The following is a 14,391-nucleotide window of genomic DNA, read 5'->3' on the forward strand; positions in this document are numbered from 1 at the left end:
CGCCGCTGCCGCCGGAAAAGCCCGACGAGGTCGAGCTCACGGGTGCGGGGAGCGTCGAGGCGATGGTGGAGGCCATCGAGGAGGAGAAGCCACCGATGCTGTCGCCGAAACTGCCGGAATGGGTCGGATACCACATGGGCGAATAGGCGGCCGCCGCCGCTCCGGCTGCTGCAGCGGTTGCCAGCCAGGTCTGGAAGGCATCGCTCCAGGGTTTTTCGACACCGAGTGCCACGGCGTAGGGCAGCAGCGTTTCGAAATGCTGCGGCGACATGGCGGGTGCGCCGGCCATGTTCATGCGGTCCTTTTCGGCAACCGTCAGGTAGCGGCGCAGGCCATCGATGTGGTCCATCAGCCGGCTGCCGAGCGGCGTCGGCGCGCCCATCAGGAAGAAGAACACCACATTGATCATGACGATGCCGCCGACGGCGACGATAACGGGCCAGTGGTCGGCTGCGGTCAATTGCTCGACGGCGGCAGTAATGATACCGGCGAGGATGGACAGAAGCGTGAAACCGAAGAAGCCGCCGATGATGACGCCGCCGATCTTGCTGCGCAGCGACGCGCCCTTGCGGAAACTGAGACCGAGGCGCGACGACAGGATGCCTAAGAACACCGCCGAGAAAACGGTGGCGGCGATGAAGCCGCCGAGATCGGCATCGATTTCGCCGAAGGCCAGAACCGCGATGATGAAGATGACGCTGAGGACGATGCCGCCGACCGTGTAGAGGGCGTTCGAGTGGTAATACTTGCCGCGATGCTCGCCTTCGATCGCCTGGCGGAACTTCTGGCCAGCGTCGCGCACCTTTTCGCCATTGGACTTGCTGATTGCAAAGCTCTGGCCGGAGCGACCGACGAGAGAAAGGAAGGCGGCCTGGCCTGAAGGCAAGGCTTTCGGCAGCGGCTTGTCGGTTCGGGTGACCGTGATGCTGGAGCCGATATCGTCGAAAGTGACGTATCCCTTGACGGCGAGGTCAAGCGCGTTGGCCGAGAAGGCCGGCCAGCCGGCGCCGTTGAAGCCCTTGTTGTCGATGTAGTTGACCAGCGCAGGCGACAGCCCTTCCGGCGGGTCCCAGCGCGGCACGACGACACCGCGGGCCGGATCGCGCCCTACCCTCACCCAGAAGAACATGTAGTAGAGCGCGACGAGGAGAAGGCCGGCGACAGCGATGACATCGGCCATGTGATCGCGCAGCCACCAGGCGCGAAGTTGCGCCGCCGATGGCGGGTCGATGACGCCCTTCGGCACACCGGCGACGACGGTCAGCCCTTCGTTCTGCCCGAGCATACGGGTCGTGGCGAAGATCGCCTGGTTGCCTTCGATGCGCGAGGTGGCATTCGTGGCGCGCGAGCCGAACGGTCCGGTATAGGCGGCAAGCTTCGTCACCTCGCCCGATGGCATGGTGATGCGCGCCGAGGCCTGCTCGATGGCGAACTGCCAGCCGGTGCCGGTGACGTTCCAGTAGACCTCGTCATGGTCAGGGAAATAGCGGATCATGCGATCGGCCTTATAGGTCAAGACATAGGTGTGCTCACCCTGAGGCACGATAGTGTCGCTGGAGCCGGCATAGATGCGGATGCCGCCATCGATGCTTTCGGTCTTGTAGGGCTCGGGCTTGCCATCGCGGGTGACGGAGAGGAGATTGAAGCCGACGCGGATTATGCGCCCCTCGCCATCCAGCATGGTGAGCGGGAGATCGCGGAAGATGCCGCGCTTGACCTTGAACCCCTCGGCGACGATCGAGATCGTCTCGGTCACCGTAAGGTCGCCGTCCTTGGCGACCTCGACTTCCGAATGATAGGAGGTGATGCGCTCATTGGCGGCGGCAAAAGATGCCGCCAGCAGAAGTATCAGAGCGGCAACGAGACCGGACAACCAACGCATCAAGACATTCTCCCCCTTGTCTTTCTTGGATTGCCTTTTTTGGATTGCCCGGCGAGATCGGCTGCCGGTTATTCGTCCTTAATGGCGACGCCGAGCGAGGACAGCACTTTCCAGTAGTCAGGGAAGGTCTTGCCGACGCAATCCGGGTCCAGAATGGTGATGCCGTCGATCTTCAGGCCGGCGAGCGCGAAGCTCATGGCGATGCGGTGATCAGCGAAGGTGTCGATATCAGCCGGCAGGTGCTGGCCTGATAGTGCCGGGTCCGAGGAGACGATCAGATCGTCACCGTCTTCGGTCGCAAGGCCTGCGCGGATGTTGTTGAGGCCGGTCGAGACGGCGTGGATGCGGTCGCATTCCTTGACGCGCAGATTGGCGATGCCGACGAAGCGCACCGGCGTTTCGTTGAAGGCGGCCAGCACGGCGATGGTCGGCACCGCATCCTGCATCTGCGAGCCGTCGATTTCAGCGGGCAGATGTGGAAACTGCCTGATGACGTCGTAGGCTTTCGCGTCGGGCTGGGTGAAGTCCTCATTGGCAACGCCGAGGTCGATCGCGCCCTTGGTCAGCACTTCGGCGGCCCAGAGATAGGTGGCGGCGGAAGCGTCCGGCTCGATGACGAAATCGGTGGCGGTGTAGCCGGTCGGCTCGATGACCCAGGAGGACGGCGTCGGCTGCGTGACCTGGGCGCCGAAGGCGCGCATGGCCGCCAGCGTCAGGTCGATATAGCCGCGCGCGCCGATATCGGCACCGGCAAGCTCGATCGTGAACGGCTCGGAGCCGCAGGCCGCCGCCATCTGCAAAGCGGAGACATACTGGCTGGAGAGGCCGGCATCGATGACGACCTTGTTGCTGGCGAAGCGGCCGTTGGCGTCAATCGTCACGGGCGGGCAGCCGGTGGGCGCTTCGATCGCGACGCCGAGCGACTTCAGTGCGTCGACCAGCGGCTTGATCGGGCGCTTGCGCATATGCTCGTCGCCGTCGACGACATAGCGGCCATGGCCAAGCGCGAGCGCTGCCGTGAGGAAACGGGTGGCAGTGCCGGCATTGCCGAGGAAGAGTGATGCTGCGGGCGCCTTGAGCTCGCCGGAACTGGTGACGACGAAGGTGGTCGCGTCGGGCTCATCCACCGTCACGCCCATGGCGCGCAGGGCTTCCGCCATATAGCGCGTGTCATCGCTCTTCAGCGCGCCTGTGAGACGGCTGGTGCCTTTGGCGAGACCTGCCAGAAGCAGCGCGCGGTTGGTGATCGACTTCGAGCCAGGAGGCACGGCGCGGCCGGACAGCGGCTTGGACGCCGGGATGATGGTGAGCTTGTCTTTACTCATGGGCTTGTCTTCACTCATTACGTCTTATCCGCTGGCCCTATCCGGCCGCGATCTTGCCCTGCTCATAGCAGCTTTTCAGCAAAGGCAAATGGCTGTCATCAGAACTTCGGGATCAGAACTTTACGCTCGGGACGGCGCGATCCGCCTCGTTGGTGATCTCGAAATACTCACGCTTGCTGAAACCGAACTGGTTGGCCACGAGGTTCGAGGGGAAGCTTTCGACCTTGACGTTGAGATCGCGGGCAGAGCCGTTGTAATAGCGGCGCGCCATCTGGATCTCGCTTTCCATGGTTTCGAGCGAGGTCTGCAACTCGCGGAAATTCTCGTTCGCCTTCAGATCCGGATAGGCTTCGGCGAGCGCCATGACGCGGCCGAGGGCTGCACCGAGCAAGCCTTCCGCCTGCGCTCGGCCGGCGACATCGCCTGCCGGAACGGTCTGCGCTTGGTTGCGGAGCTTGACGACCTCTTCGAGCGTCGTCTTTTCGTGGGTCGCGTAGCCCTTCACCGTTTCGATCAGGTTGGGGATCAGATCGGCGCGGCGCTTCAGTTGCACATCGATGCCGGACCAGGCCTCCTCGGCCATCTGCCGGGCGCGCACGAGGCCGTTGTAGACAAAGACCGCATAGAGCGCGATCAGGACAATGAGGCCTAGAATAATATACATCGCGAATCCCCCGTTACGACGCAAGGTCGGCCGGGAGACTATGCGGCTTGGCGGCGCTTGTCATCTCCCGCCGTTGTAGTTTGGCGCATCCCAAGATCTCGCGATACCGCGGCGGCCGGATAGGGCCTATCTTGACCATGGATCGGCCGACGGCGGCGGGATCCAAACCACGTCACGAGGATCAATCAGCCATGAGCGCAGCCATCTTCCTGCTCAACATGCTTGCCATCGCTTCGTTCTTCATGCTCAAGGGCGCGCCGCGTCCGGCAGCGCGCACCGTTGAGATCAAGGCAGACAGACGCCGCTGATTGATCAGGCAGCCTTGCTGGCGAGATTGACGCCACCGGCGTCGGTCAGCAGGAAGGCTTCGCCGCAGGCCTTGGCGAGCGTGCGCACGCGCAGGATATAGCTCTGGCGCTCTGTGACCGAGATCACGCCGCGCGCGTCAAGCAGGTTGAAGACGTGGCTGGCCTTGATGCACTGGTCGTAGGCCGGGAAGACGCACTTGTGCAGCTTCTGGTTATCGCTGTCTCCAGGCGCGCCAGCGGCGAGCAGCGCCTGGCATTCCTTCTCGGCATCGATGAAATGACGATGCAGCATCTCGGTGTTGGCGAATTCGAAGTTGTGGCGGGAATATTCCTGCTCTGCCTGCAGGAACACATCGCCGTAGCTGATCTTCTCGTCGCCCTCGCGGCCGTTGAAGTTCAGGTCGTAGACGTTGTCAACGCCCTGGACATACATGGCGAGGCGCTCGAGGCCGTAGGTGAGTTCGCCGGCGACCGGCGAGCATTCGAGACCGCAGACCTGCTGGAAATAGGTGAACTGCGAGACTTCCATGCCGTCGCACCAGCACTCCCAGCCGAGACCCCAGGCGCCGAGCGTCGGGCTTTCCCAATCGTCCTCGACAAAGCGGACATCGTGCAGAAGCGGATCGAGCCCGATCGCCGCGAGCGAGCCGAGATAGAGCTCCTGCAGGTTCGGCGGGTTCGGCTTCAGGATGACCTGATACTGATAGTAATGCTGCAGACGGTTCGGGTTTTCGCCGTAGCGACCGTCGGACGGGCGGCGCGAGGGCTGCACGTAGGCGGCCTTCCAGGGCTTGGGGCCAAGCGCGCGCAGCGTGGTCGCCGGATGGAACGTGCCGGCGCCGACTTCCATGTCGTAAGGCTGCAGCACCGCGCAACCCTTGTCCGCCCAGTAGCTGTGCAGCGTCAGGATCAGCGCCTGAAACGAGCGCTTCGGGTTCATGTGGTCGGGAATGCTGGGTGCAGACATGAGGTTAGTCGCCATTCAATTGGATCGGTGGGCGACAGGTGCCACGAGCGGCGATGAGGGTCAAGGGTTTCGGCTGTTCGCGCAGTCGCGATCAAACGCCCAATCCGGCGGCAGCTGCAGCTTGAATGCCTTGATCCGTTCAAACGCCTTCGACCGAGCATCTGCTGTGGCGACTTCAATATTGCGATTGGTGCCCAGGCGAACCGCGACGTCGTCACCTTCCTTCAACCGGAGTTCATCCACAATTGCCTGTGGGATGCAGACTCCGAGACCGTCTTCGAATTTGACAATCCGCATGGCGCGCTCCGACGTGAACCTCTCACACCGTACCACACAGCAATGGAAGCGCCAAAGTAAGCTGTCCGGCCTCTTCCCCACAGTTTGCAGGGAGGACAAGCGGTGTCGGTTGCCTTATAGTAACTACAGACCTTGCCTTGGAGACGATTATGAACGCCAAGAACGCCGTGATGCTATCGGATGAGGATCTTCGTTACGCGGAGAAGCTCGTCGAGGACGGGCGGTTTGCGAGCGTGTCGGACGTCGTTAAAGAAGGGCTGGCGCGGATGAGGAAACGCGATGCCTCAAGCGATCCTCTTGCGGGAATGGCCGACGAGATCCGGCGCCGAATGGAGTTGCCCGAGGATCAGCGGATACCGCTGGATGGCGACACCATGTTCGATGAAGTGAGAGCATTCATCCGCGAACGTAAAGCAACGAGGAAGTATGGCGTATAGGGTTACCCGCCATCCTCTCGTTAAGAACGATCTTCTCGACATCACCATTCTGGTCGGTGAATACGCCGGCTATGAAGTTGCCGAGGATAAAATCGACCTGATTGAGCAAAAGCTCCGCTCTCTTGCCGACTTTCCTCATATCGGCACCATCCGAAGCGACTTTCACCCGCATCTGCGCGCCATTCCTGCGTCGGATAAAGCGACCGTCTGCTTTACCGTCAATGACGAAACCCAATCCGTCTTTGTTCTCTGCATCAGCTATGGCGGAGCGGATTGGCAGTCGCGGGTTCGGGAACGCGGCTGATCAAAGCCCTCCCCCTCACTCATCATCCTTCTTCAAATGATACTCGCCCGTCACCGGATCCTTCACCAGCGTGCCGATCGCTCCGGTCTGCTGCTCCTTTTGCGCCCGGCGGGATTTTTCCTGCAGGCGCTTGGCTTCGGCCACGAAGCGGCGGTAGAGGAGCCAGGCGCCCAGGACGAGCACACCCATGATCAAAAGCTGCGGCATGTCGTCTGTCTTCACCCCTCGTTATTTTAACGCATTTGCCGCCGCACAGCCGCGCTGTGCTTTTGCCGCAATTGCGTCAGAGCCCGTATCGGCTCCACAATGCCTTGTCTTCGGCGGTCTCGACAAGACCGGCCGCGAAGCCGGAGGCGGCTCCTTCGAGAGATGATGATATGCCGGGAATGCGGCGTCCGAAAAGCCCCCTTGCTGGGGTTACGAGTTCGAGCTTGGTTTTCGAGCCGTAGCGCTTCTTCAGTTCCTGGCGCATGTCGCCGAGACCGTCGATAAGGCCGAGCTCGAGGCCGCGCGTGCCGGTCCAGAACAGGCCGGAAAACACCGTCGTGTCATCCTTCAGCTTGCCGGCGCGGCGCTCGCGCACCATGGCGATGAAGACCTGGTGGATCTCCAGCTGCAGGGTCTTCAGATATTCGATGTCCTTTTCCTTCTCCGGCTGGAACGGGTCGAGGATCACCTTGTTCTCGCCCGCGGTATAGACGCGGCGCTCAACGCCGATCTTCTTCAAGAGCTCGGGGAAGCCGAAGCCGCCGGAGACGACGCCGATCGAGCCGACGATCGAGGTCGGGTCGGCGATGATCTCGTCGCCCGCAAGCGCGATCATGTAGCCGCCCGAGGCCGCCACGTCCTCGACGAAGACGATGACCTTCTTCTGCTTTTCGCGCGCCAGCTCGCGGATGCGGGTGAAGATCAGCCGTGACTGAACCGGCGAGCCGCCGGGGGAATTGATGGAGATGGCGACGGCCGGTGCGTCCTTGAAGCTGAAGGCCTTTTCGAGCACCTGCGCGGTCGAGGCGAGGTTCAGCGCCGGGCGGAACTGGCTGCCGCCGGTCATGATCGCACCCTGGAGCCTGACAACCGGGATCACGATGCCCTCCTTGCGGAAGCGCTTCGGCATCAGTTTTCTCATAAATCCGGCCATTCCCATTCCTTCGTGCGAACTTGGTGAAACGTCACCTCCATGTATGCGTCGCAACGGCAAACGCAATGGCTGGGCCGTAAATGATCCACCTCAGTATTTTCTTGTTGCGAATGACTTGCATTATCATTCTAATCAGCCATATTGCTCTTATTGATAGAACAGGCGGATGCTGCATGGACATTATGACACCCAAGGCCAAGACGGGCTGGCGCCACGAGCGCGAGGAGGCGTCGATGGCCGATGTCCACCGTACGATCAGAACGCAGAAGCACGCCTCTCGCTGGCGCCGTGCCATCGCTTTCGTCGGCCCCGGATATCTGGTGGCCGTCGGCTACATGGACCCCGGCAACTGGTCGACCTCGCTCGCCGGCGGCTCGAAGTTCGGCTACACGCTGCTGACGGTGGCGCTCTTGTCCAACCTGATGGCGATCGTGCTGCAATCGCTCTGCGCGCGCCTTGCCATCGGCTCCGGCCGCGATCTGGCGCAGGCCTGCCGCGACGCTTTCCCGCGCTGGGTATCGATACCGCTCTGGCTGTTTGCTGAAATCGCGATCATCGCCACCGATATCGCCGAGGTGATCGGCACGGCAATCGGCCTCAACCTGCTGTTCGGCATTCCGCTCGAACTCGGCGTGCTCATCACCGCGCTCGACGTCTTCCTCATCCTCTATCTGCAGAAGATCGGTTTTCGCTGGGTCGAAGCCTTCGTAATCGCGCTGCTCGGGATCATCACCGTCTGCTTCGGCGTGCAGATCTTCATGGCCGATCCGCAGTGGGGCGAGGTCATCCGCGGCTTCTTCCCGACCACGGAGATCGTCTCCAATCCGGAGATGCTCTATCTGGCGCTCGGCATTCTCGGCGCCACGGTCATGCCGCATAATCTCTACCTGCATTCGGGCATCGTCCAGACCCGCGACTACGGCCACAGCGTGCCGGAAAAGCGCGAGGCGTTGACCTATGCGACGATCGATTCCACCGTGGCGCTCTGCTTCGCGCTCCTGATCAATGCCTCGATCCTGATCCTCGCCGCAGCAGCCTTCCATGCCAATGGACGCACTGACGTCGCCGAACTCGGCGAAGCCTCCTCGCTCCTAGCACCGCTGCTCGGGCTTGCGCTGGCGCCGACGCTCTTCGGTATCGCGCTTTTGTGCTGCGGCCTGAACTCGACGGTGACGGCCACCATGGCCGGGCAGATCATCATGGAAGGGTTCCTGAAGATCAGGCTGCAGCCCTGGATCCGCCGGCTGATCACCCGCGCGATCGCCATCGTGCCGGCCGGTTTCGTCACCATCTGGTATGGCGATGCGGGCACCGCAGAACTGCTTATCCTCACACAGGTCGTGCTCAGCCTGCAGCTTTCCTTCGCGGTCTTCCCGCTGGTGATGTTCACCGCCAACAAGGCGAAGATGGGTGATCTCGTCGCACCACGCTGGCTCTCGGCCATCGCCTACACGATCGCCATCATCATCGCCGGGCTGAACATCAAGCTGCTGTTCGATTTCGTGATAGGCTAACGCCTGGAGTAAGCCGCGCGGCCGTTGTTGAGGCCGTCGACGAAGGGGGAGAACTTGTGGCTCCCCTCTTCGTGCATGATCAGCGGCGCGCGCAGCGACAGCCGGGCGCGCGAGCCCTTGATCGCGGTCACCAGGATACGCACGGCGTTTTCGCCTTCGCGCGGATGGATGGCCGTGATCTCGATGCCGCCGAAGCGACGGCCGCAGGCGTCGATGATCTCGGCGATCGATTCCGGGCGGGCGATCAGCGACAGCTGGCCGCCGGGGATCATGATGGCGCCGGCCGTGCGCAGCCAGCTTTCGAACAGGTCCTCCGTCATCGCATGCGCCTCTGCCTTCAGCGCATCCGGCGTCTTGCGGTCGCCGGGATCGTTGAAGGGCGGATTGAGGATGACGTGGTGGAAGCTCTCGTCGACGAGGCCGGCATCGTTGCGTGCCTTGGCCTTCAGCGTCACATCCGCTTCGATCACGGTAACGCGGCCCAGCATGTGGGCGTTTTCCGCAAGATCCAGGCTGCGGCGGGCATAGTCCGCCATCTCGGCGGAGCGCTCGAAGAGCACGACCTTGGCCTTCGGCAGCCGCGAGGCGACGGCAAGACCGGCCGCGCCGGCACCGGCGCCGAGATCGGCGACCTTTACCACCCTCTCATCATCCACCAACGCCGCCAGCAGCATGGCGTCCATGCCGGAGCGATGCCCCCTGCCCTTCGGCTGGAGAATATGAAAGGCGCCGCGGTGGAAGGCGTCGATGGTCTCGGTTACGGGCGTGGGCTCGCTGGTCACGGCGTCGCTCACTTCTGCTCGCGCAATTCGTCGCCAAGGCCGGCGTCGATGAGGATGCGGCGGGCGCGGTCGGCCTGGTCGTCCTCGACCAGCAGGCGGCGCGGCAGCATGCCGAGCGAGCCTTCCAATATGCTCATGCCCTGATCGGCGATGAAGCAATGGATGCCGGCATCCTTCATCAGGCTTTCAGCGAAGGAGAGCAGCACGGGATCGTTGGCGCGGATAAGTTCATGCATTTACCGTGAAATCCCTTTCAATTTTCCGCGACGTGGCAATTTCGCCTCTTGCCGCTCAAGCCGCCCCTTTCTATTGTCAAATCCAATGAGTGAACAGGAGTCCGGGTCGTTGGGCGTGGTCATACCGCTTGAAGAAAGCAAAAACAAACTGGCATCCGTCAAGCCTTTGGTGGATCTAACCAAGGCGGACATGGAGCGGGTCAACCAGTTGATCCTTTCGAAGGCCGGTTCAGACGTGCAGATGATCCCCGAAGTGGCGAACCATCTGATCTCGTCCGGCGGCAAGCGCCTGCGCCCGATGCTGACGCTCGCCTCCTCCGCGCTCTATGGCTACCAGGGCGAAAACCACATCAAGCTCGCGACCGCGGTCGAGTTCATGCATACGGCAACGCTGCTGCACGACGATGTCGTCGATGAAAGCGACCTGCGCCGTGGCAAGTCCACCGCCCGCATGATCTGGGGCAACCAGGCAAGCGTGCTGGTCGGCGACTTCCTGCTCGGTCAGGCCTTCCGCATGATGGTCGATGTCGGCTCGCTCGATGCGCTCGACGTGCTCTCGTCGGCCGCCTGTGTGATCGCCGAAGGCGAAGTGCTGCAGCTTTCCGTCGCCAAGAACATGGAAACCACCGAGGACGATTATCTCTCGGTCATCCGCGCCAAGACGGCGGCGCTGTTTGCGGCTGCCGCCGAAGTCGGCCCGATCGTGGCGGATGCCGGCAAGGCCGGGCGCAACGCGATGAAGTCCTACGGCATGAACCTTGGGCTGGCCTTCCAGCTGGTCGACGACGTGCTCGATTACGGCGGCAAGGCTGCCGATCTCGGCAAGAATGTCGGTGACGACTTCCGCGAAGGCAAGATCACGCTTCCCGTCATCCTCGCCTACCGGCGCGGCACCGAGGAAGAACGCGCCTTCTGGCGCAAGGCGATCGAGGGTGGCGAAAGCAACGATCAGAACCTCGAAAAGGCACTTGGCCTGATCACCAAGTACGGAACGCTGAACGATACCATCGGCCGGGCGGTCCATTATGGCACGATTGCACGCGATGCATTGGCGCCGCTTCCCGATACGGCATGGAAATCCGCACTGATGGAAGTCATCGACTTCTGCATCGAGCGCGTCAATTAACCGACGATCATTGGTCCAAGGCTGATTTTCTTGCGGGGTCGCTTCAAAAAAGCCATCCTGTCGTGAATCAGTCTTCTCAACTGATTTTGCAGTCGACGCTGGTGGGCTGTTCTCACGAAAGGTTTTCTAATGCGGCGGAAATTTGCCATACGTCTTCTTTCGAGCGCGTCGCTTGCGGCAGTTCTGTCGCTGAGCGTGCTCGGCGGCGCCAATGCCGAAGACGCGGCCAAGAAGGATGACGCCAGCGCGACCGTGATCTTCGATCCTGACAGCGTCAACACCTTCTCCGGCGCTTTGCTTGCCGCCCGCACCGCCGATGTCGACCACGATTACGAAACGGCGATCGAGCTCTACAAGAAGGCCTTGCAGATCGAGCCCGGCAATCCGGAGATCCGCCAGCGCCTGATGATCTCGCTGCTGCTCAATGGCGACATCAAGGACAGCGTGCGTTACGCCAACGAATTGAAGAACGATCCGAGCATCGAACGCCTCTCGACCATCGTGCGCGGCGCAGATGCGATCCGCCGCGGCGAATACAAGACCGCCGAGAGTGCGCTGAAGACCACCGGCCCGACCGATCTCGACCGCGTCATGAACGACCTGATGGCCGCCTGGGCGCGACTGGGCGCCGGCAAGGGGAAGGACGCGCTGTCGCAGGTCGAGAAGCTGAAGGGGCCGGAGTGGCTCGCCATCTTCCAGAACTACAATGCCGGCGCGATCGCCATCGTCAACGGCGACGTGCGCTCTGCACGCAAGCACCTGAACGACGCCGTGCTCGACAAGGATGGCGCTGCCACGGCGCCCGATACCTTCATGCGCGCCATCATGGCGCTCGCCCGCCTGGAAGCGACGCAGGGTAACAAGCAGAAGGCGCTCGACACGGTTTCGGTCGGCGACAACCTGCTGCCCAACTACGCGCCGCTCAACGCGCTGCGCCAGAGCATCACCAAAGACGAAAAGCAGGTGCAGCAGATCACCACCGCCAAGCAGGGCGCGGCCGGTGTGCTGTTCTCCTTTGCCGGCGCGCTGAACCGCGACGGGGCTGAAGACATCGTCTCGCTCTATCTGCAGATCGCCCGCGCGCTCGACCCTGACAGCGCCGATGCGCTGGTCATGCTCGGCGGTATCGCCGAGAAGCAGAGCCAGCTCGACCGCGCCATCGCGCTCTACAAGGAAGTGCCCGACAATTCGCCGATGAGCCGCATCTCCGAGCTGCAGCTTGGCCTGGCGCTCGCCGAAGGCGGCAAGGTCGACGAAGCCCGTGCGCATCTGCAGGGGCTGATCCAGTCGGACCCGAAGGATATTCGCAGCTACCTCGCCTATGGCAGCGTTCTCTCCGACGCCAAGGACTACAAGGCAATGGCCGAGAACTACGACAAGGCTGTCGATGTGATCGGTCCGCTGCCGGGCAAGAACACCTGGACCGTTTTCTTCCAGCGCGGCATCGCCTATGAGCGGCTGAAGCAGTGGGACAAGGCCGAGCCGAGCTTCCGCAAGGCGCTGGAATTGAACCCCAACCAGCCGCAGGTCTTGAACTATCTCGGCTATTCCTGGATCGACATGAACAAGAACCTCGACGAGGGTCTTGAGATGATCAAGAAGGCCGTCGATCTGCGCCCCGACGATGGCTACATCATCGATTCGCTCGGCTGGGCCTATTTCCGCCTCGGCAAATTCGACGACGCGACCGAGGAGCTGGAGCGCGCTGCACAGATCAAGGCCGGCGACGCGACGATCAACGACCATCTGGGCGATGCCTACTGGCGTGTCGGGCGCAAGCTTGAGGCTGTCTACCAGTGGAACCGGGCGCTGGGCTCGGAACCCGAGGCCGCCGAGATCCCGAAGATCAAGGACAAGATCGCCAACGGCCTGCCTGCCGTGACCGACGATGCCAAGACCGTCGACAAGAAGATGCCCGATCCGGCCCCTGTCGACCCGAAGCCGGCCGACAAGAAGACCTGATCATCCATGGCTGACACAGGCTTCGCCGACGGCGTTGCGATCAGCGAGCGTGCCTTTGCCAAGATCAATCTGGCCCTTCATGTCACGGGCCAGAGAGACGACGGCTATCATCTGCTCGAAATGCTGGTGACGTTCACGCGCGCGGGGGACCGGCTGGACTTCGCGCCAGCCGATACCGACGAATTTCATATCTCCGGCCGATTTGGCGACGCGCTTACTGGTGATGGCGGTACCAATCTGGTGCTGAAGGCGCGCGATGCGTTGCGTCTTGCCGTCCTCGACGTTGGCGGGACCGCACCGCCGGTCAGCATCCACCTGCGCAAGGACCTGCCGATTGCCTCAGGCATCGGCGGCGGCTCGGCGGATGCGGCGGCGGCGCTGCGCGGGCTAATGCGGCTCTGGGGCACTCCCCTACCCGCGGCGACCATCGACGCCATCGCCATCAAGCTCGGCGCCGATGTGCCGATGTGTCTGGCGAGCCGGCCGCTGATTGCGCGCGGGATCGGCGAGCGGATCGAGACGGTGCGCGACTTGCCTGCCTTTCCCATGGTGCTCGCCAATCCGCTGAAGGGGGTTTCGACGCCGGAGGTTTTTCGCAAGCTGGCGACCAAGACGAACGGCGCGCTTGTGGTAGCACCCGGCCTTTCTTGGCTCGACGCGCTGCGCGGCATGCGCAACGATCTCGAACCGCCGGCGCGTGCGCTGCTGCCTGAGATCGGCGAGATCTCCGATATGCTCTCCGATCAACGCGCGCTCTTCGTTCGGATGTCGGGCTCTGGCGCGACGTGCTTCGGCATATTCGCCAACATGGACGAAGCGAAGGTCGCGGCGCGGGTGCTTCACGGCAAGCGGCCGGACTGGTATTTCGAGGCAACCGAAACATTGGCGGGAGATGATGATGACAGGCGTTGACGACACGCGTCCGTTCATTCCGGTGGGATTTGCCGTGCTGACGGTATCAGACTCACGCACCACCGCAGACGACCGCTCCGGCGATACGCTGGCGGCGCGCATTTCGGAGGCGGGACACCGCCTCATCGCGCGCGCCATCGCGCCCGACGACAGACAGGCGATCGCCGCGCAGGTCCGGGCCTGGACGGCGAAATCGGATGTCGACGTGATCATCACCACCGGCGGAACCGGCTTTACCGGCCGCGACGTGACGCCCGAGACGCTGGAGCCGCTGTTCGACAAGCGCATGGACGGCTTCTCAGCCGTCTTCCACCGTATCTCGCAGGACAAGATCGGTACATCCACCGTGCAGTCGCGTGCGACTGCGGGGCTGATCGGCACCACCTTCGTCTTCGTGCTGCCGGGATCGCCCGGCGCCTGCAAGGACGCGTGGGACGGCATCTTGAAGGCGCAGTTCGATTATCGCCACATGCCGTGCAACTTCGTGGAAATCATGCCCAGGCTCGACGAGCACTTGAAGCGCGGAGCTTAAAA

At 62.5% G+C, this 14,391-nt stretch carries 16 protein-coding genes; 7 read left to right on the forward strand and 9 right to left on the reverse strand.

The window, feature by feature from the left end:
- The 5 genes from B3605_RS07865 to B3605_RS07885 all read right to left on the reverse strand — a co-directional run.
- Positions 1-1,882: DUF2207 domain-containing protein (locus B3605_RS07865; RefSeq protein WP_296433494.1), on the reverse strand; the 1,882-nt coding region annotated here is incomplete at its 3' end.
- A 68-nt stretch (positions 1,883-1,950) separates the two neighbouring features.
- Positions 1,951-3,207: a 3-phosphoshikimate 1-carboxyvinyltransferase gene (locus tag B3605_RS07870; RefSeq protein WP_112944608.1), complete on the reverse strand. Its 1,257-nt coding sequence runs from the start codon at positions 3,205-3,207 to the stop codon at positions 1,951-1,953.
- Positions 3,208-3,319: 112 nt separating this feature from the next.
- Positions 3,320-3,871: a LemA family protein gene (locus B3605_RS07875; protein WP_018898637.1), complete on the reverse strand. Its 552-nt coding sequence runs from the start codon at positions 3,869-3,871 to the stop codon at positions 3,320-3,322.
- 312 nt (positions 3,872-4,183) lie between these two features.
- Complete coding sequence (locus tag B3605_RS07880) at positions 4,184-5,146, reverse strand: glycine--tRNA ligase subunit alpha (RefSeq protein WP_026283030.1); 963 nt, start codon at positions 5,144-5,146, stop codon at positions 4,184-4,186.
- A gap of 60 nt (positions 5,147-5,206) precedes the next feature.
- Positions 5,207-5,443, reverse strand: coding sequence for an AbrB family transcriptional regulator (locus B3605_RS07885; protein ID WP_112944517.1), 237 nt, complete (start codon positions 5,441-5,443; stop codon positions 5,207-5,209).
- A gap of 149 nt (positions 5,444-5,592) precedes the next feature.
- Between B3605_RS07885 and B3605_RS07890 the strand changes: the two genes are divergently transcribed.
- The gene (locus tag B3605_RS07890) at positions 5,593-5,880 is read left to right on the forward strand and encodes a ribbon-helix-helix domain-containing protein (RefSeq protein WP_112944518.1); all 288 of its coding nucleotides are present in this window, start codon (positions 5,593-5,595) and stop codon (positions 5,878-5,880) included.
- A complete protein-coding gene (locus B3605_RS07895; RefSeq protein WP_112944519.1) occupies positions 5,870-6,184 on the forward strand; it encodes a type II toxin-antitoxin system RelE/ParE family toxin in 315 nt (104 codons plus the stop codon). The genes B3605_RS07890 and B3605_RS07895 overlap by 11 nt, the downstream gene beginning before the upstream one ends.
- Positions 6,185-6,199: 15 nt before the next feature.
- On the opposite strand, the gene B3605_RS07900 is transcribed toward B3605_RS07895, so the two are convergent.
- Both B3605_RS07900 and B3605_RS07905 read right to left on the reverse strand, forming a co-directional pair.
- Positions 6,200-6,391 carry a hypothetical protein gene (locus B3605_RS07900; RefSeq protein ID WP_112944520.1) on the reverse strand — a complete coding sequence of 64 codons (192 nt, stop codon included), beginning with the start codon at positions 6,389-6,391 and terminating at the stop codon, positions 6,200-6,202.
- Positions 6,392-6,467: 76 nt separating this feature from the next.
- Positions 6,468-7,325 carry a S49 family peptidase gene (locus tag B3605_RS07905; RefSeq protein WP_112944521.1) on the reverse strand — a complete coding sequence of 286 codons (858 nt, stop codon included), beginning with the start codon at positions 7,323-7,325 and terminating at the stop codon, positions 6,468-6,470.
- Positions 7,326-7,498: 173 nt separating this feature from the next.
- Between B3605_RS07905 and B3605_RS07910 the strand changes: the two genes are divergently transcribed.
- Positions 7,499-8,839 carry an Nramp family divalent metal transporter gene (locus B3605_RS07910; protein WP_112944522.1) on the forward strand — a complete coding sequence of 447 codons (1,341 nt, stop codon included), beginning with the start codon at positions 7,499-7,501 and terminating at the stop codon, positions 8,837-8,839.
- Here B3605_RS07910 and B3605_RS07915 read toward each other — a convergent pair.
- Entirely contained in the window at positions 8,836-9,621 is a 786-nt protein-coding gene (locus B3605_RS07915; protein ID WP_112944609.1) for a tRNA1(Val) (adenine(37)-N6)-methyltransferase, read from the reverse strand. The two genes, B3605_RS07910 and B3605_RS07915, sit on opposite strands and share 4 nt — an antisense overlap.
- An 8-nt stretch (positions 9,622-9,629) precedes the next feature.
- Complete coding sequence (locus B3605_RS07920; protein WP_018898628.1) at positions 9,630-9,857, reverse strand: DUF2007 domain-containing protein; 228 nt, start codon at positions 9,855-9,857, stop codon at positions 9,630-9,632.
- A 109-nt stretch (positions 9,858-9,966) separates the two neighbouring features.
- Here B3605_RS07920 and B3605_RS07925 point away from each other — a divergent pair, with 109 nt between their 5' ends.
- The 4 genes from B3605_RS07925 (at position 9,967) to moaB (ending at position 14,389) form a co-directional block, all read left to right on the forward strand.
- Positions 9,967-10,983 (forward strand): polyprenyl synthetase family protein, encoded by a 1,017-nt coding sequence (locus tag B3605_RS07925; RefSeq protein WP_018898627.1) that lies wholly within the window; start codon positions 9,967-9,969, stop codon positions 10,981-10,983.
- Between the two features lie 129 nt (positions 10,984-11,112).
- Positions 11,113-12,945, forward strand: a complete 1,833-nt coding sequence (locus tag B3605_RS07930; RefSeq protein WP_018898626.1) for a tetratricopeptide repeat protein — start codon at positions 11,113-11,115, stop codon at positions 12,943-12,945.
- A 6-nt stretch (positions 12,946-12,951) separates the two neighbouring features.
- Positions 12,952-13,857, forward strand: a complete 906-nt coding sequence (locus tag B3605_RS07935) for a 4-(cytidine 5'-diphospho)-2-C-methyl-D-erythritol kinase (protein WP_112944523.1) — start codon at positions 12,952-12,954, stop codon at positions 13,855-13,857.
- Complete coding sequence (gene moaB, locus B3605_RS07940) at positions 13,844-14,389, forward strand: molybdenum cofactor biosynthesis protein B (protein ID WP_112944524.1); 546 nt, start codon at positions 13,844-13,846, stop codon at positions 14,387-14,389. Before B3605_RS07935 ends, moaB begins: the two co-directional genes overlap by 14 nt.
- The last annotated feature ends 2 nt before the right edge of the window (positions 14,390-14,391 follow it).

This window comes from Rhizobium sp. UBA1881 (assembly GCF_002338015.1).
Taxonomy (GTDB): Bacteria; Pseudomonadota; Alphaproteobacteria; order Rhizobiales; family Rhizobiaceae; genus Rhizobium.

Bases quoted from the DNA above. Each gene is read 5' to 3' on its own strand.
- B3605_RS07920 (WP_018898628.1), bottom strand. From the start codon at position 9,857: ATGCATGAACTTATCCGCGCCAACGATCCCGTGCTGCTCTCCTTCGCT.
- B3605_RS07880 (WP_026283030.1), bottom strand. From the start codon at position 5,146: ATGTCTGCACCCAGCATTCCCGACCACATGAACCCGAAGCGCTCGTTT.
- B3605_RS07910 (WP_112944522.1), top strand. From the start codon at position 7,499: ATGGACATTATGACACCCAAGGCCAAGACGGGCTGGCGCCACGAGCGC.
- B3605_RS07890 (WP_112944518.1), top strand. From the start codon at position 5,593: ATGAACGCCAAGAACGCCGTGATGCTATCGGATGAGGATCTTCGTTAC.
- moaB (WP_112944524.1), top strand. From the start codon at position 13,844: ATGACAGGCGTTGACGACACGCGTCCGTTCATTCCGGTGGGATTTGCC.
- B3605_RS07875 (WP_018898637.1), bottom strand. From the start codon at position 3,871: ATGTATATTATTCTAGGCCTCATTGTCCTGATCGCGCTCTATGCGGTC.
- B3605_RS07905 (WP_112944521.1), bottom strand. From the start codon at position 7,325: ATGGCCGGATTTATGAGAAAACTGATGCCGAAGCGCTTCCGCAAGGAG.
- B3605_RS07870 (WP_112944608.1), bottom strand. From the start codon at position 3,207: ATGAGTAAAGACAAGCTCACCATCATCCCGGCGTCCAAGCCGCTGTCC.
- B3605_RS07900 (WP_112944520.1), bottom strand. From the start codon at position 6,391: ATGCCGCAGCTTTTGATCATGGGTGTGCTCGTCCTGGGCGCCTGGCTC.
- B3605_RS07930 (WP_018898626.1), top strand. From the start codon at position 11,113: ATGCGGCGGAAATTTGCCATACGTCTTCTTTCGAGCGCGTCGCTTGCG.
- B3605_RS07885 (WP_112944517.1), bottom strand. From the start codon at position 5,443: ATGCGGATTGTCAAATTCGAAGACGGTCTCGGAGTCTGCATCCCACAG.
- B3605_RS07895 (WP_112944519.1), top strand. From the start codon at position 5,870: ATGGCGTATAGGGTTACCCGCCATCCTCTCGTTAAGAACGATCTTCTC.
- B3605_RS07935 (WP_112944523.1), top strand. From the start codon at position 12,952: ATGGCTGACACAGGCTTCGCCGACGGCGTTGCGATCAGCGAGCGTGCC.